We start from the raw sequence: 23336 nt of genomic DNA, 5'->3' as shown, positions 1-23336 counted from the left end.
TCCACCTTTTTTAGTGAATGAGCTCACATCATGGCAGACGAGAATTTTAAAGAGTCTTTTGGCATTGGCCAGTTAGCGTTATTGATTATCGCATTTGTGGTCTTATTGTGTCTGGCACCCATAGTAAGTTGGTTGCGGATCATCGCTTAAATTTTTGCGAGCGAAAAAGACCGCCCACAAGGCGGTTTTTTTATCTGTGGCATATCGAGCCAATTTGGCGGTATGCAGTTGTTGAATTTTATAATCAGGATAGTGATGATGAATGCACAATCTCTTTCCGCTTTATTAAGTCAGGTGATCAAAGCTGTGCCTGACTATCCAAAGCCAGGTATTTTATTTCGTGACGTCACCAGTCTGATGCTGGACGCCGACGCTTTTGCTAAGGTGATTGATGCGTTTAAGCAGCAGTATCAGGGCAAAGGTTTTACTAAGATTGTTGGCACTGAATCTCGCGGTTTTATTTTTGGTGCACCTTTGGCCTATGCGATGGGATTACCTTTTGTACCAGTGCGTAAACCGGGTAAATTACCACGTGAACGTATTGCTCAGTCTTATCAACTGGAATATGGCGAAGACACGCTGGAAATTCATAAAGACGCTATAGTTGCCGGAGATAAGGTGCTGTTAGTGGATGACTTATTGGCTACAGGTGGTACTATTGCTGCCACAACCAGTTTAGTCGAACGTTTAGGTGGCAAAGCCACAGACGCCGCTTTTGTGGTAAATCTGCCGGATTTAGGCGGACAAGCCCGTTTAGAAAAGCTTGGGTTGAACCTTTACAGTCTGGTTGAATTTGCAGGCGATTAATTCTAACAACAGGCAGGTGGCATGAGTTATCAAGTACTGGCAAGAAAATGGCGACCTCAACATTTTGGTCAACTGGTCGGCCAGGATCATGTGAAAACTGCGCTGACCAATGCGCTGAATCACAACAGATTACATCATGCCTATTTGTTTACCGGCACCCGTGGTGTCGGTAAAACCACCATAGCCCGTATTTTTGCCAAAAGTTTAAACTGCGAAACAGGTGTCACTTCCACGCCTTGTGGTGTCTGTAGTGCCTGTGTCGAAATTGATCAGGGCTTTTTTGTTGATCTATTAGAAATTGACGCTGCATCCCGCACTAAAGTAGAAGATACCCGCGATTTACTCGATAACGTGCAGTACGCACCAAGCCGCGGCCGTTATAAAGTTTATTTAATAGACGAAGTGCATATGCTGTCGCGCCACAGCTTTAATGCACTTTTGAAAACTCTGGAAGAACCGCCGCCACATGTGAAGTTTTTGCTGGCGACGACTGACCCACAAAAGCTGCCTGTTACAGTGCTATCCCGTTGTTTACAGTTCAGCTTAAAAGCCTTAAGCCCGGAACAAATTAAGCAGCATTTATCTTATGTGTTGGCGCAGGAAGGCATTCCGGCCGCCGAAGATGCGCTGGCTTTATTAGCTCGCGCTGCCAAAGGCAGTTTACGCGATTCATTAAGCCTGACTGATCAGGCTATAGCCCAGAGTAATTCCAATATCACTGTGCCTTTAGTGCGCGATATGCTGGGGTATCTGGAGCAGCAGTGGGCTGAGCTTTTACTGGCAGCTGTGATTAACCGGGATTTGGCTGCGCTGAAACAGCATCTGGATCAATTGGTGCAGCAGCATAGTCATTTTGCCCATGTACTGGATGATATGCTGGCCTTGCTGCATTTAGCTGCTTTAAGTCAGTTTAACTGGCAAGCTGCCGATTTAGTCACAGATCACAGCGCTTTTGTGCAGCAATTAGCAGAGCAGCAAAGCCCTGAGCAGTTACAGCTGTTTTATCAGTTACTGATCTCTGGCAAAAAAGAATTGGCCTTTGCACCAGAGCCACGTATTGGTCTGGAAATGGCGTTATTACGAGCTGTAGCTTTTGTGCCTGGAGCTGATACTTCTCCTGCGATGCGAGCGTCGCTTCCGGTGTCGCATGCGGCTGAACTCAAAGCTAAGTTTAATTTACCTGAAACCGCAGGTCCGGCTAAAGAGCCAGAACCTGCGCTTCATATGGCAGAGTCATTGCCACTAGAGCCTGAAGTTGTAGTTGAAATACTCCCAGAGCAGCATGCTCCAGTAGAAGCTGTGGCGGTAGGTACACAGCCATCAGCTCCTGCTGGTATAGCCGCCTCTATTCTGGCGCGTCGTGGTATAAAAGCGGATCCTGTTAGTGCGGATAGGGCTGTGGAGACACAGACCGAAAAAAAGTCTGAAGCAGGTGCTGCTGTAGCCAAGGCTGCAGAGCCTGTTGCTATGCAAAGAGCACAAGCTGCTCCAGTTGCAGTTCATCAGCCTGTATTACAACAGCAAGCCCAAGTGAATCAGCCGTCTCAGACATCGGCAGCTCCAGCTGTTCAGCACACTCAGGTTTCTGCTGCCGCGTCAGAACAACCAGAACCTGTGATGTCCGTTTATCCGGATGAATCTGATGCTTTGGATATACCAACAGAGGATGCAGATTTTGCGGCCGATTGGGCCTGGCAGGAATTTCAGCAGCAACATCAATCTGAGCCTGCGCCAGAACCACAGCCAATAGCTGCGCCGGAAGCGAAAGCTCAATATCGTTTTGATGGAGTGATCACCGCTGAAAACTTTTCAGTGCGCCTCGCCGCTCAGGTCGATGAGTGGGCGGCTTTAGTTGATAGCCTGAATTTAGGTGGATTATTGCGTTTGTATTTGCTGCACAGTTGCATTAGTTGGGCAGGTGATACGGTGCAGTTACTGGTCTGTCAAAGTCAGCAGCATCTGGACAAAGAAAAATTCCGTGCTGAAATTATTAAAGAGTTGAGTCAGGCTTTTAATAAAACGGTTCAGCTGGACATTCAGTATCAACCTTGGGTAGAGACTTGCCCTGTGGCTATTCAGCAGCGTATTGAGCAGGAACGTTTGGTTTATGTCGAGCAGTTGTTGCAGCAGGATCCATGGGTGGTGCAGCTGCAAAAAGATTTTGGGGCGGAAATAGTCGCTGACAGCATTATCGTCAACTAATTCGTCTTGTATTTTGGGGCTCAAGTCATTATCTTGTCGCCAGTTTAATCGAGTCATTTTTAAAGAGAGTACAGTTATGTTCAAAGGTGGTGGTGGCGGTTTAGGCAATATCATGAAGCAGGCGCAAGCCATGCAGGATAAAATGCAAAAGGCCCAGCAGGAATTGGCTAATCTGGAAGTCACAGGCGAGTCGGGTGCAGGTTTGGTGAAAGTCACCATGACAGGCAACCACAATGTACGCCGTGTCAGCATCGACGACAGTCTGATGCAGGATGACAAAGAAATGGTCGAAGATTTAGTAGCTGCAGCTATTAACGACGCAGTACGCCGTGTTGAAGAAACCAATAAAGCCAAAATGGCTGCTGTGACCGGTGGTATGCAATTACCTCCTGGTTTTAAGATGCCGTTCTAAGTTGTTGTTTGATTTAGTATGAGCAAATTTAGCCCATTGCTGCAGCAACTGATCGACGCCTTGCGCATATTGCCAGGCGTAGGTCCAAAGTCGGCACAACGCATTGCCCTGCAGTTGCTGGAACGCAACCGTTCCGGGGCTGTGCAGTTGTCGAAGGCCTTGGCTGTGGCTATGGAGAAAGTAGGGCATTGCCAGCAGTGCCGTACTTTTTGCGAAACTGATTTATGTGCGATTTGCTCAGACCCGAGGCGTAGCGACAGTCAAAGCCTTTGTATTGTCGCCTCGTCTTCTGATCAGTTTGCGATAGAGCAAACCGGTCAGTTTAAAGGCCGTTATTTTGTGTTGCAGGGCCAGTTATCGCCACTTGATGGCATAGGTCCGTCAGAACTGGGGCTGGATTTACTGCAAAAGCAGCTAGGTACAGGTTCAGTGCAGGAAGTGATATTGGCCACCAATCCGACAGTGGAAGGTGATGCCACAGCCTATTACATTGCCGAACAGTGTAAAAAGTATCAGGTGAATGTCTCCCGTATCGCCCATGGTGTGCCTGTGGGGGGCGATTTAGAGTATGTGGACGGGACTACCTTGTCACACGCCTTTAGTGGCCGTAAACCTATCTGACCTGCGCCCTTGAAGCCGCAGCTTTGTTGACTGCGCTACTCGCCCAAGTCACATAGGACTACTATGCTCCTTGGGTCTCGCTCGCTTGTCGCCTCGCTGCAACTCCAATGTCTTTGGTCAGACCCAGCGTCTTTGAAGCTGTAGCTTTGCGGACTTAGCTATTCGTGCTAATTGCTTAGAACTGCAAGCGGGCGCACATAAACCACGCCCCTACAATTCCGCCGCGCTCTAGCTCCAATGCTTTTGCTCAGGACCTTCGTCTTTGAAGCTGGTAGCTTTGCTTATTCTTTCTCCAATTGCCTGATCCTCCATTTTGTTCTGAGTTTTGCCGTTATTGCCCCCTTGATATTTGTGGGTATTAAACCCATATCCTTGCCAGCACAATTCGAAAGGCGCTACGCCCTTGCATTTAAAGTCATTCCACGAAAGATAAGGAGCTGTATATGACTGAAACAGTACAAAAACAAAAGCACGGCTTTCAGGCCGAGGTCAAACAACTTCTGCAGCTGATGATCCATTCGCTGTATTCCAATAAAGAAATTTTCCTGCGCGAGCTGGTATCCAACGCTTCAGACGCGGCTGATAAACTGCGCTTTTTAGCCTTGTCAGACAGCAGCCTGTATGACAATGATGGCGAGTTAAGAGTCCGTATCAGCCTGGATGAAGCCGCTAAAACCATTAGCATCAGCGACAACGGTATTGGTATGACGCAGGATGAAGTGATTAGCCATTTAGGCACTATCGCGAAATCCGGCACTAAGGAATTTTTTGGTCAGCTCTCAGGCGATCAAAGCAAAGACTCTCAACTGATTGGTCAGTTTGGTGTCGGTTTCTACTCTGCTTTTATTGTGGCTGACAAAGTGACGGTCAAAACCCGTAAAGCCGGTGCGCCAGCTGATTCTGCTGTTGAGTGGGAATCGACAGGTGAGGGTGAGTACACTATTACTCCTATCGTCAAACCTAGCCGTGGTACAGAAATTATTTTGCATTTACGTGACGACGAAACTGAATTTTTAAGTCAGTGGAAAGTTGAGTCTATTGTCACTAAATACTCTGACCATATCAGCATTCCTGTGGAAATGTATCAGGAAGGTACACCAGAGCAGGACGGTGAAGAGGGCGAAAAAATCCCTGCCACTGAAGGATTCTGGAAAGCCGTCAACAAAGCCACAGCACTGTGGATGCGTGATAAGTCTGAAGTCACTGAAAATGAATATCAGGAATTCTACAAGCATATTTCGCACGACTGGAGTGAGCCATTAAGCTGGACTCACAACAAAGTCGAAGGCAATACCAACTACACCAGTTTATTGTTTGTGCCGAAAAAAGCACCTTTTGATATGTGGAACCGTGAAGCCCGTCATGGCTTAAAATTGTATGTGCAGCGTGTATTTATTATGGATGACGCTGAACAGTTTATGCCAAGTTACCTGCGCTTTATCAAAGGTGTGTTGGATTCCAGTGATTTACCGCTGAACGTGTCCCGTGAAATTCTGCAGGATACCAAAGTGACGCAAAGCTTACGCAAAGGTTGTACGTCTCGCGTCTTAAAAATGCTGGAGAAAATGGCCAAAGCTGAAGATCAGAGCGAGTACCAGACCTTCTGGAACGAGTTTGGTCAAGTGATGAAAGAAGGCCCGGCTGAAGATGTTGGCAACAAAGAAAGCATAGCGAAGCTGCTGCGTTTTGCCTCTACTCATAACGACAATGCCGATCAGACGGTCAGCTTAGAGGCTTATGTCAGCCGGATGAAAGAAGGTCAGGACGAAATTTATTTTATCGTTGCCGACAGCTTTGAGGCCGCTAAGCACAGCCCACATTTAGAAGTGTTGCGTAAAAAAGGCATTGAAGTGCTGTTGTTATCCGATCGTGTTGACGAGTGGTTAATGCAACACCTGACTGATTTTGAAGGCAAAAAGCTGCGTTCTATCGCCAAAGGTGGTCTGGATATCAGCAAGCTGGATGACGAAGAAACTAAAAAAGCTCAGGAAGAAACAGAAAAACAATTTGCTGCTGTGACTGAACGTTTTAAAACAGCTTTAGGTGATCAGGTCAAAGCCGTGAAAACCAGTCACCGTTTAACCGACAGCCCGGCTTGTATTGTCACTGACGAGTTTGATATGAGCACGCAGATGATGAAGCTGATGGAATCTGTTGGCCAGAAAGTGCCGGATGTGAAACCTATTTTTGAACTGAACCCGGATCATGCACTGGTGAAACATATTGCCGATGTGCAGGACGAAACACAGTTTAAGCAATGGGCTGAAGTCTTGTTTGATCAGGCCTTGTTAGCTGAACGCGGTAGCTTGAAAAATCCTGCAACTTTTGTCAGCCGCTTAAACGCGCTGCTGCTGGATTTATCGAAAAAAGCATAAGTTTTACTCTGAGTCATCAGAAGCCTCTGCATATGCAGGGGCTTTTTTATTCGCAGCCATCCATGGCGCTCACCCTGCCGGGCCAACGCTTGGCGTTGTTAAAAATTGCTCCGGGTAATTTTTTATACACAAAGGAAAGATTTCCCGCTATTCCCCTGTCTCTTGTCACAACGGCATGATGCGGAGCCTGGTTGTGATACAACAAAGTATTCTCTTTTATCAAAAACGAGTGAGCCAATTACAGCAACTGGACTTTATTCCATTGTTATTGCTGCGGTTGTATTTAACTCCTGTGATGATGCAGGCGGGCTGGACTAAACTGCAAAACTTTGACAGTACCTTAAGCTGGTTCGCCAATCCTGATTGGGGTTTAGGTTTACCGGCTCCTGCACTGATGTTGTCTCTTGTGATTCTGTTAGAGCTCGGCGGTGGTCTTGCGTTGCTGTTCGGTTTATTCACCCGACTGACTGCGTTTGGGCTAAGTATTACCATGTTGGTGGCTATGCTGACTGTGCATGCAAAAAACGGCTGGCTGGCTATTGCTGATGCGTCGAGCTGGCTGGCCGACGGCACTATTTTCACCAATGAAGCTGTGATGGCAGTGCCAGATAAACTTGCCAAAGCCAATGAAATTTTGCAGCAACAACCTGATTACGACTGGCTTATCTCCAGTGGCAAACTGGTGGTGTTAAATAACGGTATCGAGTTTGCTGCTACTTACTTTGTGATGTTATTACTGTTAGTTATATATGGATCTGGGCGCTGGTTAAGTCTGGATTATTGGCTCAGTCGCAGAGTTATTAGAGTGCTCACTGCAGAGGAGGTTGAGTCTTGAGTTTTCTTCGCTCCATGTCCTATAGTGAACAGCCGCAACCGGAAACAAAACCGGAGACGGTGCTCTTGCCTACAAGGACAAAAAAACTAATGTGGTGGTCAACTGATAAAACGGCTACAAAAAAGCAGACGTCGGAAAAAGAACAGCGCCAGCATAGCTATATGCAGCTGGTGCGTTTGTATCATGCAGATTTATACCGCTACAGCTGCTGGATTTGTCGAAGCCCGGATATTGCTGAAGATTTGGTGCAGGACACTTATTTACGCGCCTGGAAAAGTATTGATTTACTACAAAGTGAAGCGTCTGCCAAAGCCTGGTTATTTACTATTTTACGCAATGAAAATGCCCGACGTTTTGAACGTAAACAGTTTCAGTATCAGGAGGTAGAGCAAGATTTACTGCTGGACGAACATCAGGTGAGCCCTGAACAATTGTACTCACAGCAGCAGTTGCTAAAACAAATTGAGAGTCTTGAACCTGAATACAGTGAGCCGTTGATTTTACAAATTATTGGCGGTTTCAGCGGAGATGAAATAGCACAACTATTGTCTCTGAATCTCAATACAGTGAACACCCGTTTATTCCGCGCCCGTAAACAGTTACGGGATTTATTAAACCATGAAAGCGTCAGGGAGCAAAAAAATGGATGAGTTAGAAGTTCGTCGTCGTTTGCTGACTGATCCCTATCATTTGACGCCTGAACAACTGCAGCAGTTGCAGCAGGACCCGGATAGTCAGCAGTTTCATCAGGATATACTGGAGCTGGATCAACACATCAAGCAGCTGTTAAGCCCGTCGGTGCCAAAAGCGCTGGAAAATACCTTGTTGATGCAGCAGCACAAACACAAGCAGCAACAACAAAAGCGCTTTTATCAGAATTTGATTGCTTTAGCGGCTTCAGTGGCGTTTTTAGCGGGTTTTGCGCTGAACTGGTCGTTTTTCTTATATGGCTCGCAAAGCCTGGGGGAAAATTCGCTGGCTCATGTTTACCACGAAGAGCCTTATATGCAGCATATGACCACGGCTTTGTCTTTATCCGATGTAAATGCCAAGCTGGCTGAGTTTGACGCCAGTCTTGCTGAAAATGGCCATGCTGTGGTTTATGCTAACTTCTGTAACTTCCGTGGCACCCGTTCTTTGCATCTGGTGCTGGACACAGATCAGGGGCTGATGACTGTTTTTGTGGTGCCAAAACAAAACTCATTAGATTTTGAAGCAGAGTTTCATGATGATAAATACCAGGGGCGTAGCATTAACAGCCATAAAGCTATTCTGGTGATGGTGAGTGATAAAGCTGAAGTGTTACGACAGGGCGAGCAGCAACTGCTTCAACACCTGCAATTTAAAGCCTGAGCAAAAGCAGGGCTTCGGAATGTTTTATGTGCTTCCGAAGCCTTTCTTTATAAAATTCTTTGTTTTATTGATCTCAATCAATTCTGCTGAATTCATTAAGTGTGAAAACTTATTTAATCTTATTTAAATCAAATACTTAATCAATAAATGTGCTGGTTGTTATTTGACCGTTTATACAATTTAACCTCAAGAGCTTTATAGCCGCTATTACGCTGAAACCTAGTAAATATGCACTACCTTAGTCGAATAGCTTACTGTCTTTATTCGACTTTTCTGCCTGTCAGCCCTATTTCCGCTCTATAGATGCCTCAATAGGCTGTTGTAGCAAGTTATCCTACCAAAGTAGGCTTGACTTGGGCTGATCAGGTAAGACAAGCAGACAAATTCCTTGTCTGATGATGCACATTATGTAAAGATTCATCCCTTATAACAAATGGATCAATCCCTGGTTAATTGAGGATCTTTGTATGCGTATTATTTTGTTGGGTGCCCCGGGTGCTGGTAAAGGAACTCAGGCGCAGTTTCTGATGAACAAGTATGGGATCCCACAAATTTCGACTGGTGACATGCTGCGTGCAGCCATCAAAGAGGGCAGTGCTTTAGGTATGGCTGCTAAGCAAGTGATGGATGCTGGTCAGCTGGTGTCTGACGATTTAATTATTGGTTTAGTGAAAGAGCGTATCAGTAAAGAAGACTGTGCCAAAGGCTTCTTATTGGATGGTTTCCCACGCACTATTCCACAAGCTGACGCCATGAAAGCCAATGGTGTGGTTGTTGATCATGTGATTGAGTTTGATGTGCCGGATGATGTGATTGTTGAGCGTATGAGTGGCCGTCGTGTGCACCCAGCTTCAGGTCGTGTCTACCATGTCAGTTACAATCCACCAAAAGTGGAAGGTAAAGATGATTTGACCGGTGAAGATTTAGTGATCCGTGAAGACGACAAAGAAGAAACCGTGCGTAAGCGTTTAGGTATTTATCACGAGCAAACTGAACTGCTGGTGGGTTATTACCGTAAAGAAGCCGAACAGGGCCGCACTCAATACCACCATATGGTAGGTACTTTGCCAGTTGAGCAAGTCAGTGCAAAACTTGAGGCGTTATTAGGTTAAGCCACAGCCGTTTCATCGAAGCCCACCTAGAGTGGGCTTTTTATTAGATCCTGTAGCAATTTCTGCGGATTTAACAATTCAATGAGCTTCAGTTTCATCCGCAGACTATTTCATTCTATAGTTCTGCAGCAACTTCAGGGTTGGTAATTGTGAATTTAACTATTACATCTTTTTATGCCGCCATTCTGGCTTTGATCTATGTGGTTTTGGCGATACTGGTGATACGGCAACGATTTAAGTGCCGTGTTGGTCTTGGTACAGGCAAAGAGCCCCAGCTGTTACAAACAGTGCGGATGCACGGTAACTTTGCCGAGTATGTGCCATTGTTGCTGATATTAGTGGCCTTGCTGGAACTACAGCAGAGCCCGGTTTGGCAATTGCATTTGGTGGCTGGTTTAACTTTAGCTGGTCGTGTGTTGCATGCAGTTGGCTTATGGCAGAGCAGCGGTACTTCAGTGCCACGATTTGTAGGTATGCTCTCAACTTTCGCTGCGCTTATTGTTGGTGCTGTATTTTTACTGATGAAGTGATAAATGCAAACCACAGTACTGATGTTGCATAGCTCTCTATCCAGCGGGAGACAATGGCAGAGTCTTAAAAACGCTTTGAAAGCAGATTATGAAGTTCTGAACCCGGATCTGATGAATTACGGCAATAACACCGCCAGCTACCCGCGGCCTATGCAACTTGCTGATGAAGCTAAGCAGCTATGGCCTTTGCTGGAAGGAAAGCCTGCAGGTTCGGTGATTTTGATTGGTCATTCTTTCGGTGGTGCTGTGGCTTTGCATATGGCCAGAACTCGGCCTGAACTCTTTAAAGCCGTGCTCCTGTTTGAACCCGTGGCTTTTCATCTGTTAAAAACCACAGAGCCAGCTTTGTATCAGCAGGTGCAACAGTTAAGCATGCAGATGTTGCATGTCAGTGCAAAAGAAGCAGCAGCGCTTTTTATCGACTACTGGCAAGGCGACGGCTATTTCGCCAATTTACCAGATGTCATGCAGCAGAAACTAACAGGGCAGGTAGGCAAAGTAGCTGCTGATTTTGAAGCCTTAAGTGGAGAACCTGCAACACTTACCGACTACGCTACAGCTATTCACTGCCCTGTACTGTTGCTTAGTGGTGAGCAAAGCCAATTATCAGCACAACGTTTGGCAACAATGCTGGCTGGCGCTTTGCCTTCTGTTGAGTTTCAGAAAGTAAAAACGGGCCACATGGGGCCCGTTACAGATGCAGAACTGGTCAACTCTGTTCTGCTTGAGTTTATTCAGCGTTTAGCCATTACTAACCTGAGCTAAACTTTCATCCAGCAGTTGTGGTACTACTTTTACTGTTGGTTGTTGATTGATGCTGATTTTGCGTGGTTTTAATGCTTCCGGTACTTCACGCACCAGTTCAATATGCAGCAGGCCATGGCTCATCTGAGCGCCTGTTACTTTTATATAATCAGACAGCTGGAACTTACGCTCAAAGTTACGCTCTGCTATGCCCTGATGCAGGAAGCGGCGTCCTTCGGTTTTATCAGCCTTCTGACCACGCACTACTAAGTTGTTATGTTCGGTCTCTATCGATAGTTCAGCTTCATCAAAACCAGCGATAGCCATGGTAATACGGTACTGATCCTCGCCTGTCACCTCAATATTGTAAGGTGGATAAGCAGGCTGCTTTTCATTGCGGGCAGCGGCATCCATCAGGTTAGCCAAATGATCAAAACCAATAAATGAGCGGTAAAACGGGGTGAAATCTAAAGTGTTCATCATCAAATCCTCTAAGGCAATTAATCTATTCTGCTCTTCAAATGAACGAGCAATTGGTTTTATTTCCTGTCAGGGAAATAGCAGGTGCCGGATGGCCACCTGCTGTATAGATAAGTGCGCTTAGAGAATTTTCAAGAGAGGACTAAGCAAAAAATTAAGATTTTTTGCCGGTAATTTGCGCAAGAGCGGCCATGCTATGAGCATAATCTGGCTCTTGTGCCAGAACTGGAACTAACTGCTGATAAGCCAGATTACCTTTAGCATCAATAATTAACACTGCGCGCGCCAGAATGCCCATGTCTTTGATCAACAGGCCGTAGTTGCTGCCAAAATCACGCCAGACTGCGTCTGACAATACCAGTAATTGATCAACTTTCTCCTGTGCACAATAGCGTTTTTGGGCAAATGGCAAGTCGGTGGATATAGTCATCATCACCACATCCTCTGATACCTTGCTGACTTCCTGATTAAATCTTTTGGTTTGCAGTGAACAAATGCCGGTGTCCACACTAGGCACTACGCTGATCAATACAGTTTTGCCCTTAAAATCACTTAACTGAATTGTTTTGAATTTATCGTCGACAACCTTGAAATCCGGTGCCTGTTGTTGCAGTTGCACAGGATTACCTTGTAATTCAACAGCTTTATTGCCTGCTTTTACTTCGGATAAACGGCTTGGTAATTGTGCATTTAAATCAATAGCCCAGACAGCAGGGCTTATGGTCAGACAACAAATGATCGTTTTTATCAAATTTAATGACATCGTTTTGTCTCCGAGATTGGTAATAGGACTGAAAGTGAAAAAAATAGTAGGTGTTGGTTATTTTTTGTCAGATACTACACAGGGTTAGCGCAGAGCCATCTTTCTGACTACACTGGAAAATAACAATACGTGAAGTGAGCCGTAAATGGTAGCAGCAGTTTTGATATGTGACGATTCCAACCTTGCACGTAAACAAATGGCAAGAGCTTTACCAGCAGAGTGGCAGCAGAATGTCCAGTTTGCTGGTCATGGTGGTGAAGCTTTAGACATTTTACAGCGTCAGCCTATCGATTTACTTTTCCTCGATTTAAACATGCCTGTTCTGGATGGTTACCAGGTGCTTGCCGCCATTCAACAGCAACAGATCCCAGTGAAAACCATAGTGGTATCCGGCGACATTCAACCGGAAGCCCGCGAGCGGGTTCTATCTTATGGTGCTTTAGATTTTATTAAAAAACCTGTGGATCAACAAAAGCTGAATCATGTGTTGGGGCTGGTTGAACAAAAAACTGTGCAGCAACAGGAACAAGCCAAAACTGAACCTAAAGTATCTGCAGTCAAAAACACCGGCTCTTTTGTGCTGTCGAACGATTTACGTGATGTGTTTCAGGAATTAAGTAACGTGGCTATGGGTCAGGCTGGTGACTTACTAGCACGTCTGTTGAACGTATTTGTCAAACTACCTATTCCTAATGTCAATGTGATTGAAGTCAGCGAACTGCATATGGCTATAGCCTCTGTCGAACAAAAGGAAAATACCTCTGCTGTTTGTCAGGGTTTTATTGGCGGCGGTGTTGCAGGCGAGGCACTGCTGATTTTAAATGACTCCAGTTTTGTCGATATAGCCAGATTGATGCAATACGACGGCGAGCTGACCACTAAGGTGGAGCTTGAGCTGTTGATGGACATCGCCAATATTCTGATCGGCGCTGTATTAAAAGGTCTGTCTGAACAAATTGATATGACCTTTAGTCAGGGCCATCCTGTGGTGTTAGGCCAGCATGCTCCTGTGAGTGAGTTGATTAAGGCAAATGCCAGACGCTGGCGTCGTACTTTAGCGATAGAAATAAGCTATGGTATTGAAAACTATAATATCAGCTGCGATTTGTTACTGTTGTTTACCGAAGACAGTATAAAAACGCTGAATTATAAAGTCGAATTCCTTCTGGAAGATTAAATGTCACAAAACAACGTAGATGTATCCGAAATCCACTGGTTAATGGACATGTTCCAAACGGTTGACGTTGGTCTGGTGGTGTTATCTGCTGATTACCGCATTCAGGTGTGGAACGGCTTTATGGAGAACCACAGTGGCCTCACGCCCCGTCAGGTGCGCGACAGATATCTGTTTGATTTATTCTCCGAAATTGATGAAGACTGGCTAAGACGCAAATGTGATCCGGTGATTTTACTGAAGAACCGCGCTTTCACCATTTGGGAGCAGCGGCCTTATATTTTTAAATTCCGTAACTACCGGCCTATTACAGGTTCTGCTGAATATATGTATCAAAACAGCACCATATTTCCGCTGAGCGATACTATGGGCAAAGTCACTCACCTTTGTCTTATTATTTATGACGTCACAGACGTTGCTGTCAGCAGGCTAGAGCTGGAGTCGATGAATGGACAGTTACGCACTTTATCCAAAACCGACTTCCTGACCAGCTTAAATAACAGAGGCTTCTGGGAAGAGGCGCTGATTAATGAATACAAACGCATCAAACGCAGCGGCCATCACAGTACTTTACTGATGTGCGATATCGATCACTTTAAGCGGGTGAATGATACCTACGGCCATGCTGCTGGTGATGCAGTGATCCAACAGGTTGCGGCGGCTGTGAAAAAAAATCTGCGCAGCACTGATGTGGCTGGCCGCTATGGCGGTGAAGAGTTTGCCGTGTTGTTGCTTGATACTACAGTGGATCAAGCGATGTTTTTTGCCGAACGGCTGCGCAAAAATGTTGAAGCTATGGCGGTGGAATACAATCAGCAAATATTGAGGGTGACCGTTAGTATTGGCGTGGCCGAACACAACCCAGATATGGGCGAGTATCGTGACTGGCTGGAAGCTGCGGATAAGGCTTTGTATCAATCCAAGGCGGCAGGGCGTAACTGCATTACTAAAGCTGAATAAAACCACAGCTGCCCTGCATCTTTAGAATCTAAAGCGGGCAGCTACCTAATAGTTTTACGCTACCATCATCGTTTAGTTGCTCCAGTTGCACATTAAAGCCCCAAAGCCGGTGTACATGCTTCAGTACCTGTTGGAAATTATCTGCCAGTGGAATACGTTTGTTAGGAATAAATCTCAAGGTTAAGCTGCGATCCCCTGTGATATCCGCGCTGTACACCTGAATGTTAGGTTCAATATTGCTTAAATTGTATTGAGCCGACAAAGTCTGGCGGATTTGCTGGTAGCCTTCAGCGTTATGAATGGCAGCTACTTCCAGCGTGCTTTCTTTGTCATCATCTGTAATGGCAAACAAATGAAAATCACGGATAATTTTTGGCGATAAATACTGGCTGATAAAACTCTCATCTTTAAAATTCTGCATGGCAAAATGCAAAGTTTCCAGCCAATCCGAGCCTGCAATATCCGGAAACCATTCTTTGTCTTCTTCAGTCGGTTGCTCGCAAATACGGCGCAAGTCGGTAAACATGGCGTAACCCAACGCATAAGGGTTAATACCTGAATAATACTTGCTGTTGTATTCAGGCTGAAACACTACATTGGTGTGGTTATGCAGCACTTCCAGAATGAATTTATCCGTCACCAGATTCTCCTGATACAGATGCTGCAAAATAGTGTAATGCCAGAAGGTCGCCCAGCCTTCATTCATCACCTGGGTTTGTTTTTGTGGATAAAAGTACTGCGAAATTTTCCGCACTATACGCACTACTTCACGTTGCCAGGGTTTGAGTAGTGGGGCATTTTTTTCAATAAAGTACAAAATGTTTTCCTGGGGTTCAGATGGAAAACGGTACTCATGCTCTGCCGATAAATCGCCTTTATTCGGAATGGTTTTCCACAGCTGATTCACCTGAGACTGCAGGTAAGCTTCACGGTCTTTCTGGCGTTTTTGCTCTTCATCCATCGAAATTTTTTGTGGCCTTTTGTATCTGTCGACGCCGTAATTCATCAGCGCATGGCAGGAATCCAGCATATCTTCCACTTCGCTGATGCCGTATTTTTCTTCGCAGTGACTTAAGTACTGCTTGGCAAATACCAGATAATCGATAATGGATGATGCATCGGTCCAGGTACGAAATAAGTAATTGTTTTTAAAAAAAGAGTTGTGGCCATAACAGGCATGCGCCATCACCAGCGCCTGCATTGTCATAGTGTTTTCTTCCATCAGATACGCAATACAGGGGTTGGAGTTAATGACAATCTCATACGCCAGCCCCATAAAACCACGTTTGTAGTTTTGTTCGGTTTGAATAAATTTTTTGCCATAGGACCAGTGGTTATAACCAATAGGCATGCCGACACTGGAATAGGCATCCATCATTTGTTCGGCCGTAATGACTTCAATCTGGTTGGGGTAGGTGTCCAGTTTGTATAGTTTGGCGACCCGTTCAATTTCTGCCTGATACTGGCCTAATAATTCAAAGCTCCAGTCCGGGCCGTCGGATAAAGGTTGTTTTTGTTCAACAGAAGACATAAGCAACTCCCTGAAGTCAGTAGCTAAGCGGCCTGTTTTTTGAAAAGTTCGCGAAACACAGGATAGATGTCTGCTACTTGCCGTATCGGCTGAATGGCAAAGTTATCAAAACTTTGCTGCAATTTTTCGTACTCCAGCCACAGGCTTTGGTGGGGGCGTGGCGTGATTTCGATATAGGCGTAATAACGCACAAAAGGCAAAATTTGTTGTGCCAGTAAATCGGCGCATTGCGGGCTGTCATCGGCCCAGTTATCGCCGTCTGAGGCCTGAGCTGCGTAGATATTCCACTCGGCCGGGTCATATCTGTCTTTGACAATATCGGCCATCATTTTTAGCGCACTGGACACTATAGTGCCGCCTGTTTCTTGTGAATAAAAAAACTCTTGTTCGTCTACTTCCTTGGCCTGGGTATGGTGGCGGATATAGACTACTTCGACATTTTTATAGCTGCGGCTTAAAAACATATAGAGCAGAATATAAAAACGTTTGGCCATGTCCTTGGTCGCCTGATCCATAGAACCCGACACATCCATCAGGCAAAACATCACCGCCTTACTGGTTGGTTCAGGGCGCTTCTGAAAATTGCGAAAGCGTAAATCAAAGCTGTCGATAAAAGGTACTGCACCTATTCGTTTTTCAAGCAGCTCAATTTGTTCGCGCAGTGCCATTAGTTGATGCTGGTCCGGCACTGGCTCTGCTTCGACTAAGGCTAATTTGGCCTCCAGTTCATGCAATTCGCGTTTTTTGCCTGCTGTCATAGCGACACGGCGGGCGAGTGAGCCTTGCAGTGATCGCACTATATCAATATTGGTCGGCACGCCTTCAGAGCGAAAACCAGCCCGCACATTTTTGTACTGCACCAGCTTATCTAACTGGTTTTTTTTCAAATTGGGCAGTTCTAAATCTTCAAACAACAAATCCAGGTATTCGTCTTTAGAAATCGAAAATACAAACTCGTCTTCACCTTCACCATCTGCACTAGCATCGCCCTGACCTGAACCACCGCCTTGTCCGCCTTGAGGTCGTTTGATTTTATCGCCTGGGCTGAATTGGTCATTGCCCGGATGCACCCGCTCTCTGTGGCCGCCCTGACCTTGATGGAAAAAAGGTTCGGTAATGTCTTTGCCGGGAATAGAGACTTTTTCACCGTTGTTGATATCAGTGACACTGCGTTTGCTGATGGCATCGGACACAGCTTGTTTAATTTGCTGCTTGTAGCGGCGAATAAAGCGCTGTCGGTTGACAGCACTTTTGTTTTTGCCATTTAAGCGTCGGTCAATAAAATGCGCCATACAACCTCCAAGGCTCTGACCTTACTGCGATTTGCGAACCCGTAAATACCACTCGCTCAGTAAGCGCACTTGTTTACGGGTGTAGCCTTTCTCCATCATCCGGTCGACAAAATCATCATGTTTTTTCTGATCGTCTGTGGAGGTTTTGGCATTAAAGGAAATCACAGGCAACAGCTCTTCGGTGCTGGAGAACATCTTTTTCTCTATCACAGTGCGAAGTTTTTCATAGCTGGTCCAGGTTGGATTTTTGCCATTATTTTTGGCTTTGGCCCGCAGCACAAAATTGACGATTTCATTGCGGAAATCTTTTGGATTGCTGATGCCTGCCGGCTTTTCAATTTTCTCAAGCTCAGCATTCAGCGCAGCTCTGTCAAACAACTGACCGGTTTCCGGGTCACGGTATTCCTGATCCTGGATCCAGAAGTCTGCATAAATGACATAACGGTCAAAAATATTCTGGCCATATTCAGAGTAGGATTCTAAATAAGCGGTTTGAATTTCTTTGCCAATAAACTCTATGTATTTCGGAATTAAGTAGCCTTTTAAATGCTCCAGATAACGCTCTGACACATCGGACGGGAATTGCTCCCGCTCTATTTGCTGCTCCAGCACATAAAACAAATGCACAGGATTTGCGGCCACTTCGGTTGAGTCAAAGTTAAACACCCGCGACAAAATTTTGAAGGCAAAGCGGGTGGATAAGCCCGACATGCCTTCGTCTACGCCAGCATAATCGCGGTACTCCTGGTAAGACTTCGCTTTAGGGTCTGTGTCTTTTAAGCTTTCGCCATCATACACCCGCATTTTGGAATACAAGCTGGAGTTCTCTGGTGCTTTTAAACGCGACAACACGGCAAATTGTGCCAGCGAGGTTAAAGTCGCAGGAGAGCATGGTGCGATTTTTAATTCACTGTGCTCCAGCAGTTTTTCGTAAATTTTGACTTCTTCAGACACCCGCAGGCAATAAGGCACTTTGACAATATAGACCCTGTCTAAAAAGGCCTCGTTGTTTTTGTTGTTACGAAAGGTTTGCCATTCCGACTCATTACTGTGTGCCAGAATAATGCCTTCAAAGGGCAGGGCGGCTAAACCTTCGGTGCCGTTGTAATTACCTTCCTGAGTCGCAGTTAACAATGGATGCAGCACTTTAATAGGCGCTTTAAACATCTCAACAAACTCCATCAGGCCCTGATTGGCACGGCATAAAGCGCCTGAATAGGCGTAGGCATCCGGATCGTTTTGAGCAAAATGCTCCAACTGGCGGATATCCACTTTACCTACCAAGGATGCTATGTCCTGATTGTTTTCATCTCCAGGCTCAGTTTTAGCAATACAGATTTGATCCAGAATAGAAGGGTATTTTTTTACCACTTTAAACTGGCTGATATCGCCGTTGAATTCATGCAGGCGTTTACTGGCCCAGGGCGACATAATGGTTTTCAGGTAACGTTTGGGGATGCCGTATTCCTGTTCCAGAATATTGCCATCTTCGTTGACATCAAACAGACACAAAGGGCTGTCGTAAACAGGTGAACCTTTAATGTAATAGACAGGCACTTGCTGCATCAGCGATTTTAGCTTTTCAGCTAAGGATGATTTACCGCCACCTACAGGGCCTAACAGGTACAGAATTTGTTTGCGCTCTTCCAGGCCCTGAGCTGAGTGTTTCAGGTAGGACACAATTTGTTCTATCGCATCCTCCATGCCATAAAACTCGGCAAAAGCCGGATAACGGCCAATAACGCGATTGGAAAACAGGCGGCTGAGTTTAGAGTCCTGTGCTGTGTCAATCAGCTCAGGCTGACCTATGGCCATTAACAAACGCTCGGCAGCGCTTGCATAACAACTTTTGTCTTTTTTACACAGCTCCAGATATTCCTGAATGCTGTATTCCTCTTCTTTGGCTGCTTCGTATCTAGATTTGTAGTGCTCAAAAATGCCCATAGTGCACCTCCGAAACTGGTCTGTGGGAACTGAATGCAAATAAAGCCACTGATGTAAGGTTAGACAGTAAAAAAGCGCTTCGCTCAACTAATTCACAGAAAAATATGAATTTTTTTTGTAGCGATGAGTGAACAGAACAGCAGAGTTGAGCCTGGATAGAGTCTGGTTTTTAATTGGGGACAAAGAAAAAGCCCGGCGAGCCGGGCTTGAGGATTTACAACAACAGCAAATTAAGCAGCGAAGTTTTTCGCAGCAAATTCCCAGTTGATTAATGCCCAGAAGGCATTTAAGTAAGTTGGACGTGCATTGCGGAAATCGATGTAGTAGGCATGTTCCCACAGATCCACAGTCATCAGTGCAGTCACTGAGCTGTCAGTCAGTGGCGTGCCAGCGTTGCTGGTGTTGACGATATCTAAAGAACCGTCCGCTTTTTTCACTAACCAGGTCCAGCTTGAACCGAAGTTGTTAACTGCTTTGTCATTAAAAGCAGTCTGGAATGCAGCAAAAGAGCCCCACTGTGCAGTAATTGCAGCAGCTAAAGCGCCAGTTGGTTCACCGCCACCATTTGGTGATAAGCAGTTCCAGTAAAAGGTGTGGTTCCAAATCTGAGCCGCGTTGTTAAAGACCGGACCCTGAGAAGTACGGATGATGTCTTCTAAAGACTTACCGGCAAATTCAGTACCTTCAACTAATGAATTCAGCTTCACAACATAGGCGTTATGGTGTTTGCCGTGGTGATAATCCAGAGTTTCAGGAGAGATGTGTGGTAATAATGCGTCTTTTGCGAAAGGTAATGCTGGTAATTCGAAAGCCATTGTAGTTCTCCGTAGGCGTTGTTTATGGGGTCTGCATCGCGTAGACTACAAAACCCGACTAAATTACTCAAGTTTTAGTCGTAAATTTCACAGCCTGAGCTTATTGCAATGCAAGTGTCTGCTCCCCATATTCTTGGGGCACTTTGTAAAATCTCAAGTGCGAAATGAACGAACTCAGCGTAAAATGAGACAAATTTTTAAACCCAGTAGTGCCAGAGGCTGAAGATGGAAACCATTGAGAAAATTGAACAACAGTTGGCTGACAATCCAATCATTCTGTATATGAAAGGTTCGCCGAAATTCCCGAGTTGCGGTTTTTCAGCTCAGGCTTCTCAAGCCCTGATTGCATGTGGCCAACCTTTTGCGTTTGTCGACATTCTGCAAAACCCGGATATCCGTGCTGAATTACCAAAATATGCCAACTGGCCAACTTTCCCGCAGTTATGGGTGGAAGGTGAGCTGATTGGTGGTTGTGACATTATTCTGGAAATGTTCCAGCGTGGTGAATTGCAGCCGTTAATTAATGAAACTGCCGCTAAGCACAGCAGCGAAAGCGCAGAGTAACTTTACGTTTGAAGCAAAAAGGCAGCCTAGGCTGCCTTTTGTATTTCTACATCTGTATTCATAAAGTCGGGTCGATCAAGCCGGATCGGATTCGGTACTTTTTTCCGGTTCACAATCATCCATCAGCATAGGTGGCGGCCAGCCGCCGAGTTGATGCCAGCGGTTGACTATGTAGCAAAACAGTTCAGCCGTGCGTTCTGTGTCATACAAAGCGCTGTGGGCTTCTTTGTTATCAAAATCAATACCTGCTTGTTTACAGGCTTTTGCTAAAACGGTCTGACCTAAAGCCAATGCCGACAAGGTTGTGGTATCAAAAGACACAAAAGCGTGAAAAGGTGAGCGTTTTAATTTAATTCGATCAATAGCTGCATTTAAAAAACCTTGGTCAAAAGCAGCATTATGAGCGACGACTACAGCACGTTGGCAGTCTGCATCCTTCTGAGCTTTACGTACAGCACGGCAAATTTCAGTCAGGGCTTCTCGCTCTGAAACGGCGCCACGAAGCGGGTTGTAGGGGTCTATACCATTAAAAGCCAATGAGCTTGCTTCCATGTTGGCACCCTCAAAAGGTTCAATATGAAAATGCAAAGTTTGGCTTGGAACAAGCATGCCTTTTTCGTCTATAGTCAACAAAGTTGCAGCGATTTCTAACAATGCATCTGTTTTTGCATTAAAGCCTGCGGTTTCTACGTCGATAACAACAGGGAAGTAGCCACGAAAACGTTGTGCTAACGGATGTAAAGCTTGAGTCATAAGACCTGTGTCCTGATAAGATTGGCAGGTATTATGCCAAAGAAATTGCAAAGCGTCTTGTTTGAGTACCTTGTTTGTCTGGGTTGAAGTTGAAAAAACAACGAGTGTTGAGATGAAAAAAGGGAAACCTATGCGATATAAGCTTTGGCTGGTGCTGTTTTTGCTTTCTGCTACGCAGGCAGAAGCAGGATTGCGTCAGTATTCGGCTACATTGGACCAATCCACCTGGTCTTTACAACAAAACTCGCCTTTAGTGTGCGAATTGAGTCATCCGATCCCTCATTTTGGTGAAGCTTTTTTTAGAAGTATGGCCGGGAAAGAGTTGAATATGCAGTTTGAGCTAAGCATGCTGCGCCTGCCGGATCATTATGCTTTAGCTGAAGTTTTGTCAGTACCACCGGTCTGGCGTCCGGGTGAACAGGCAAAAGCCATCAGCAGTATGAAAATGCTGAAGCAGTTTGATGGTGATTTAGGTAAAGCTGAAAGTTGGATTATGCTGACGGAACTGGAACAAGGCTATAGTCCGACCTTTTATTTCTCCGATTGGTACAGCCCTTACGACAAGGTCAGTGTGTCTCTGAATCCAGTGCATTTTATTGGGGCTATGGACCAATTTACCCAATGCGTCAGCGCATTGTTGCCTTATACCTTTGATGATATTGCTTTTACTGTGTTGACTTATGAGTCGGGTGGCGACGAGTTGACCAAAGCCTCGAAAAAACGCCTCGAGCAAATTGCACAGTATTTAAAGCATGATCAGAGTATCGAAAGTATAGATATTCAGGCTTATAGCGATTCTTACGGTGGTCGTTGGATGAACGAACAGTTGTCGATCAAACGTGCAGATTCAATCAAAAGCAAACTGGTTAGCTTTGGTTTGGAAGAAAGCAGAATTCGCACTGAAGGTTTAGGTGAGAAACGCCATGTGGCTTCAAATGAAAGCTCATTAGGCCGCGCCAAAAACCGTCGGGTTGTGATTCAAATGGAAAAGCCCTGATTTTTCAGGGCAGCTAATGAAAACACAGCATTAATCCGCTGTGTTTACTACTTTGTCGAAATAACGATCGAATTGTTTTAACACAGCCAGAATTTTATCTGCGCTAAAAGGTTTGACGACAAAAGAGGCCGCTCCTGCCGCTATACTGGCTTTGACATTGTCCAGTGTACTGACACCACTGACCATCACAACAAAACAATCCGGCTTTTGCTGTTTAAAGCGTTTCAACAGTTCAATGCCGGAGCCGTCCGGTAATTCAATATCAAGGAAGACCAGATCAGGTTGTTGTTGACTAAATGTGAGCAGGGCGGACGCAGCATTATGGGCCTGAAAATAGCTAAAGGCCTTGTGCTTTAAATTGTGCTGAGAAAATAAGGCCGTCAGATTGTGTCTTAATAACTGTCTGTTGTAGTCCAGATCGTCAACCAATAAGATTCTCTGATCACGCACTTTTATTTTATTTTGCATGCTTGGCATTGCTCTAGAAAATAGGTTGCTCTCGCTGGTTTTTGTTGCTCTGAAAGGGTAGTCCAAGTCTGTTGTAACTGGTCAGCGAGCTGACTGATTTCTTCAAAACCAAAGCTGCCAGCACTGCCTTTTAACTGATGCACTATAGCTGAGAAATCAGCCCATTGTGATGAATCTGCCAGCATTTGCAATTGATGCAGCGATTGTTCGACATGAGCTGCATAGGCATTTTTAAGTTCAGGAGGTATCTCTAGCGTTAACTGAGGAATAACATCAAATTGCGCAAGTTTGTGCTGCACCAGTTCCCAGTGCAGCGGTTTTGTTAACGCCAGATCAAAACCAGCATCTGTGACTTTTTCTGCGGACATTGCAATAATAGGTCTGTCGTATCCAAGCTGACGCAGCATTTGCATCGCACTGATGCCGTCGAGCACTGGCATCTGAACATCCATAAAAATCAGATCAAATTGATAACTTAATGCCTGTTGCACTGCAATATCGCCATTTTCTGCCCAAAATACCTGATAACCTACACTTTGTGCCTGTAGCATAAAGAGTTGGGCCAGTAGTGCATCATCTTCAGCAAAAAGTAAGTTCAATTGAA

General features: G+C 45.4%; 24 protein-coding genes. 15 read left to right on the top strand and 9 right to left on the bottom strand.

What is annotated here, in order from left to right; all coding sequences use genetic code 11:
* Positions 1-258: 258 nt before the first annotated feature.
* The 11 genes from apt to LSG37_RS12020 all read left to right on the top strand — a co-directional run bounded on the left by apt (position 259) and on the right by LSG37_RS12020 (position 11012).
* Positions 259-807: an adenine phosphoribosyltransferase gene (gene apt / locus LSG37_RS12070; RefSeq protein WP_233080106.1), complete on the top strand. Its 549-nt coding sequence runs from the start codon at positions 259-261 to the stop codon at positions 805-807.
* A 21-nt stretch (positions 808-828) separates the two neighbouring features.
* Positions 829-3009 carry a DNA polymerase III subunit gamma/tau gene (gene dnaX, locus LSG37_RS12065; protein WP_233080105.1) on the top strand — a complete coding sequence of 727 codons (2181 nt, stop codon included), beginning with the start codon at positions 829-831 and terminating at the stop codon, positions 3007-3009.
* A 76-nt stretch (positions 3010-3085) separates the two neighbouring features.
* Positions 3086-3421 carry a YbaB/EbfC family nucleoid-associated protein gene (locus tag LSG37_RS12060; protein ID WP_008897685.1) on the top strand — a complete coding sequence of 112 codons (336 nt, stop codon included), beginning with the start codon at positions 3086-3088 and terminating at the stop codon, positions 3419-3421.
* Between the two features lie 18 nt (positions 3422-3439).
* Complete coding sequence (gene recR / locus LSG37_RS12055; RefSeq protein ID WP_233009442.1) at positions 3440-4042, top strand: recombination mediator RecR; 603 nt, start codon at positions 3440-3442, stop codon at positions 4040-4042.
* A gap of 443 nt (positions 4043-4485) precedes the next feature.
* On the top strand, positions 4486-6417 hold the full coding sequence (htpG, locus tag LSG37_RS12050; protein WP_233080104.1) for a molecular chaperone HtpG: 1932 nt from the start codon (positions 4486-4488) through the stop codon (positions 6415-6417).
* Between the two features lie 193 nt (positions 6418-6610).
* On the top strand, positions 6611-7252 hold the full coding sequence (locus LSG37_RS12045; protein ID WP_233080103.1) for an HvfX family Cu-binding RiPP maturation protein: 642 nt from the start codon (positions 6611-6613) through the stop codon (positions 7250-7252).
* Positions 7253-7341: 89 nt separating this feature from the next.
* Positions 7342-7902: a sigma-70 family RNA polymerase sigma factor gene (locus LSG37_RS12040; RefSeq protein WP_233080102.1), complete on the top strand. Its 561-nt coding sequence runs from the start codon at positions 7342-7344 to the stop codon at positions 7900-7902.
* Entirely contained in the window at positions 7895-8605 is a 711-nt protein-coding gene (locus LSG37_RS12035) for a DUF3379 family protein (protein WP_233080101.1), read from the top strand. The genes LSG37_RS12040 and LSG37_RS12035 overlap by 8 nt, the downstream gene beginning before the upstream one ends.
* A gap of 467 nt (positions 8606-9072) precedes the next feature.
* Positions 9073-9717: an adenylate kinase gene (gene adk / locus LSG37_RS12030; protein WP_233080100.1), complete on the top strand. Its 645-nt coding sequence runs from the start codon at positions 9073-9075 to the stop codon at positions 9715-9717.
* Positions 9718-9866: 149 nt separating this feature from the next.
* Complete coding sequence (locus tag LSG37_RS12025; protein WP_233080099.1) at positions 9867-10247, top strand: MAPEG family protein; 381 nt, start codon at positions 9867-9869, stop codon at positions 10245-10247.
* 3 nt (positions 10248-10250) lie between these two features.
* Entirely contained in the window at positions 10251-11012 is a 762-nt protein-coding gene (locus tag LSG37_RS12020) for an alpha/beta fold hydrolase (RefSeq protein WP_233080098.1), read from the top strand.
* Here the strand turns inward: LSG37_RS12020 and LSG37_RS12015 are convergent.
* Both LSG37_RS12015 and tpx read right to left on the bottom strand, forming a co-directional pair.
* Positions 10989-11471 carry an Hsp20 family protein gene (locus LSG37_RS12015; protein ID WP_233080097.1) on the bottom strand — a complete coding sequence of 161 codons (483 nt, stop codon included), beginning with the start codon at positions 11469-11471 and terminating at the stop codon, positions 10989-10991. The two genes, LSG37_RS12020 and LSG37_RS12015, sit on opposite strands and share 24 nt — an antisense overlap.
* Before the next feature lie 154 nt (positions 11472-11625).
* Positions 11626-12234 carry a thiol peroxidase gene (gene tpx, locus LSG37_RS12010; RefSeq protein WP_233080096.1) on the bottom strand — a complete coding sequence of 203 codons (609 nt, stop codon included), beginning with the start codon at positions 12232-12234 and terminating at the stop codon, positions 11626-11628.
* 145 nt (positions 12235-12379) lie between these two features.
* Here tpx and LSG37_RS12005 point away from each other — a divergent pair, with 145 nt between their 5' ends.
* Positions 12380-13411 carry a response regulator gene (locus tag LSG37_RS12005; RefSeq protein ID WP_233080095.1) on the top strand — a complete coding sequence of 344 codons (1032 nt, stop codon included), beginning with the start codon at positions 12380-12382 and terminating at the stop codon, positions 13409-13411.
* Positions 13412-14368, top strand: a complete 957-nt coding sequence (locus LSG37_RS12000; RefSeq protein WP_233080094.1) for a sensor domain-containing diguanylate cyclase — start codon at positions 13412-13414, stop codon at positions 14366-14368.
* A 28-nt stretch (positions 14369-14396) separates the two neighbouring features.
* Here the strand turns inward: LSG37_RS12000 and LSG37_RS11995 are convergent, their stop codons facing one another.
* From LSG37_RS11995 to LSG37_RS11980, 4 genes are all read right to left on the bottom strand, one after another.
* Entirely contained in the window at positions 14397-15899 is a 1503-nt protein-coding gene (locus LSG37_RS11995) for a SpoVR family protein (protein ID WP_233080093.1), read from the bottom strand.
* A 23-nt stretch (positions 15900-15922) separates the two neighbouring features.
* The gene (locus LSG37_RS11990; protein ID WP_233080092.1) at positions 15923-17191 is read right to left on the bottom strand and encodes a YeaH/YhbH family protein; all 1269 of its coding nucleotides are present in this window, start codon (positions 17189-17191) and stop codon (positions 15923-15925) included.
* Positions 17192-17212: 21 nt separating this feature from the next.
* A complete protein-coding gene (locus tag LSG37_RS11985) occupies positions 17213-19135 on the bottom strand; it encodes a PrkA family serine protein kinase (RefSeq protein ID WP_233080091.1) in 1923 nt (640 codons plus the stop codon).
* 230 nt (positions 19136-19365) lie between these two features.
* Entirely contained in the window at positions 19366-19950 is a 585-nt protein-coding gene (locus tag LSG37_RS11980; protein WP_233009457.1) for a Fe-Mn family superoxide dismutase, read from the bottom strand.
* Positions 19951-20175: 225 nt separating this feature from the next.
* Between LSG37_RS11980 and LSG37_RS11975 the strand changes: the two genes are divergently transcribed.
* A complete protein-coding gene (locus LSG37_RS11975) occupies positions 20176-20514 on the top strand; it encodes a Grx4 family monothiol glutaredoxin (RefSeq protein ID WP_233080090.1) in 339 nt (112 codons plus the stop codon).
* Between the two features lie 75 nt (positions 20515-20589).
* Here LSG37_RS11975 and rnt read toward each other — a convergent pair whose 3' ends face one another.
* Positions 20590-21267: a ribonuclease T gene (gene rnt / locus LSG37_RS11970; RefSeq protein WP_233080089.1), complete on the bottom strand. Its 678-nt coding sequence runs from the start codon at positions 21265-21267 to the stop codon at positions 20590-20592.
* Between the two features lie 130 nt (positions 21268-21397).
* Between rnt and LSG37_RS11965 the strand changes: the two genes are divergently transcribed.
* Positions 21398-22264, top strand: a complete 867-nt coding sequence (locus LSG37_RS11965) for an OmpA family protein (protein ID WP_233080088.1) — start codon at positions 21398-21400, stop codon at positions 22262-22264.
* Between the two features lie 30 nt (positions 22265-22294).
* Here LSG37_RS11965 and LSG37_RS11960 read toward each other — a convergent pair whose 3' ends face one another.
* The gene (locus LSG37_RS11960; protein WP_233080087.1) at positions 22295-22732 is read right to left on the bottom strand and encodes a response regulator; all 438 of its coding nucleotides are present in this window, start codon (positions 22730-22732) and stop codon (positions 22295-22297) included.
* Positions 22717-23331 (bottom strand): response regulator, encoded by a 615-nt coding sequence (locus tag LSG37_RS11955; RefSeq protein WP_233080086.1) that lies wholly within the window; start codon positions 23329-23331, stop codon positions 22717-22719. Before LSG37_RS11955 ends, LSG37_RS11960 begins: the two co-directional genes overlap by 16 nt.
* Positions 23332-23336: the final 5 nt, after the last annotated feature.

Source organism: Rheinheimera soli, from assembly GCF_021290985.1.
GTDB classification, from domain to species: Bacteria; Pseudomonadota; Gammaproteobacteria; order Enterobacterales; family Alteromonadaceae; genus Pararheinheimera; species Pararheinheimera soli.
Note: the sequence above shows the minus strand (reverse complement) of the source record. Positions and strands in the feature narration are given on the sequence as shown.

Bases quoted from the DNA above. Each gene is read 5' to 3' on its own strand.
- apt (WP_233080106.1), top strand. From the start codon at position 259: ATGAATGCACAATCTCTTTCCGCTTTATTAAGTCAGGTGATCAAAGCT.
- dnaX (WP_233080105.1), top strand. From the start codon at position 829: ATGAGTTATCAAGTACTGGCAAGAAAATGGCGACCTCAACATTTTGGT.
- LSG37_RS12060 (WP_008897685.1), top strand. From the start codon at position 3,086: ATGTTCAAAGGTGGTGGTGGCGGTTTAGGCAATATCATGAAGCAGGCG.
- recR (WP_233009442.1), top strand. From the start codon at position 3,440: ATGAGCAAATTTAGCCCATTGCTGCAGCAACTGATCGACGCCTTGCGC.
- htpG (WP_233080104.1), top strand. From the start codon at position 4,486: ATGACTGAAACAGTACAAAAACAAAAGCACGGCTTTCAGGCCGAGGTC.
- LSG37_RS12040 (WP_233080102.1), top strand. From the start codon at position 7,342: ATGTGGTGGTCAACTGATAAAACGGCTACAAAAAAGCAGACGTCGGAA.
- LSG37_RS12035 (WP_233080101.1), top strand. From the start codon at position 7,895: ATGGATGAGTTAGAAGTTCGTCGTCGTTTGCTGACTGATCCCTATCAT.
- adk (WP_233080100.1), top strand. From the start codon at position 9,073: ATGCGTATTATTTTGTTGGGTGCCCCGGGTGCTGGTAAAGGAACTCAG.
- LSG37_RS12020 (WP_233080098.1), top strand. From the start codon at position 10,251: ATGCAAACCACAGTACTGATGTTGCATAGCTCTCTATCCAGCGGGAGA.
- LSG37_RS12015 (WP_233080097.1), bottom strand. From the start codon at position 11,471: ATGAACACTTTAGATTTCACCCCGTTTTACCGCTCATTTATTGGTTTT.
- tpx (WP_233080096.1), bottom strand. From the start codon at position 12,234: ATGTCATTAAATTTGATAAAAACGATCATTTGTTGTCTGACCATAAGC.
- LSG37_RS12005 (WP_233080095.1), top strand. From the start codon at position 12,380: ATGGTAGCAGCAGTTTTGATATGTGACGATTCCAACCTTGCACGTAAA.
- LSG37_RS12000 (WP_233080094.1), top strand. From the start codon at position 13,412: ATGTCACAAAACAACGTAGATGTATCCGAAATCCACTGGTTAATGGAC.
- LSG37_RS11995 (WP_233080093.1), bottom strand. From the start codon at position 15,899: ATGTCTTCTGTTGAACAAAAACAACCTTTATCCGACGGCCCGGACTGG.
- LSG37_RS11990 (WP_233080092.1), bottom strand. From the start codon at position 17,191: ATGGCGCATTTTATTGACCGACGCTTAAATGGCAAAAACAAAAGTGCT.
- LSG37_RS11985 (WP_233080091.1), bottom strand. From the start codon at position 19,135: ATGGGCATTTTTGAGCACTACAAATCTAGATACGAAGCAGCCAAAGAA.
- LSG37_RS11980 (WP_233009457.1), bottom strand. From the start codon at position 19,950: ATGGCTTTCGAATTACCAGCATTACCTTTCGCAAAAGACGCATTATTA.
- LSG37_RS11975 (WP_233080090.1), top strand. From the start codon at position 20,176: ATGGAAACCATTGAGAAAATTGAACAACAGTTGGCTGACAATCCAATC.
- rnt (WP_233080089.1), bottom strand. From the start codon at position 21,267: ATGACTCAAGCTTTACATCCGTTAGCACAACGTTTTCGTGGCTACTTC.
- LSG37_RS11965 (WP_233080088.1), top strand. From the start codon at position 21,398: ATGCGATATAAGCTTTGGCTGGTGCTGTTTTTGCTTTCTGCTACGCAG.
- LSG37_RS11960 (WP_233080087.1), bottom strand. From the start codon at position 22,732: ATGCAAAATAAAATAAAAGTGCGTGATCAGAGAATCTTATTGGTTGAC.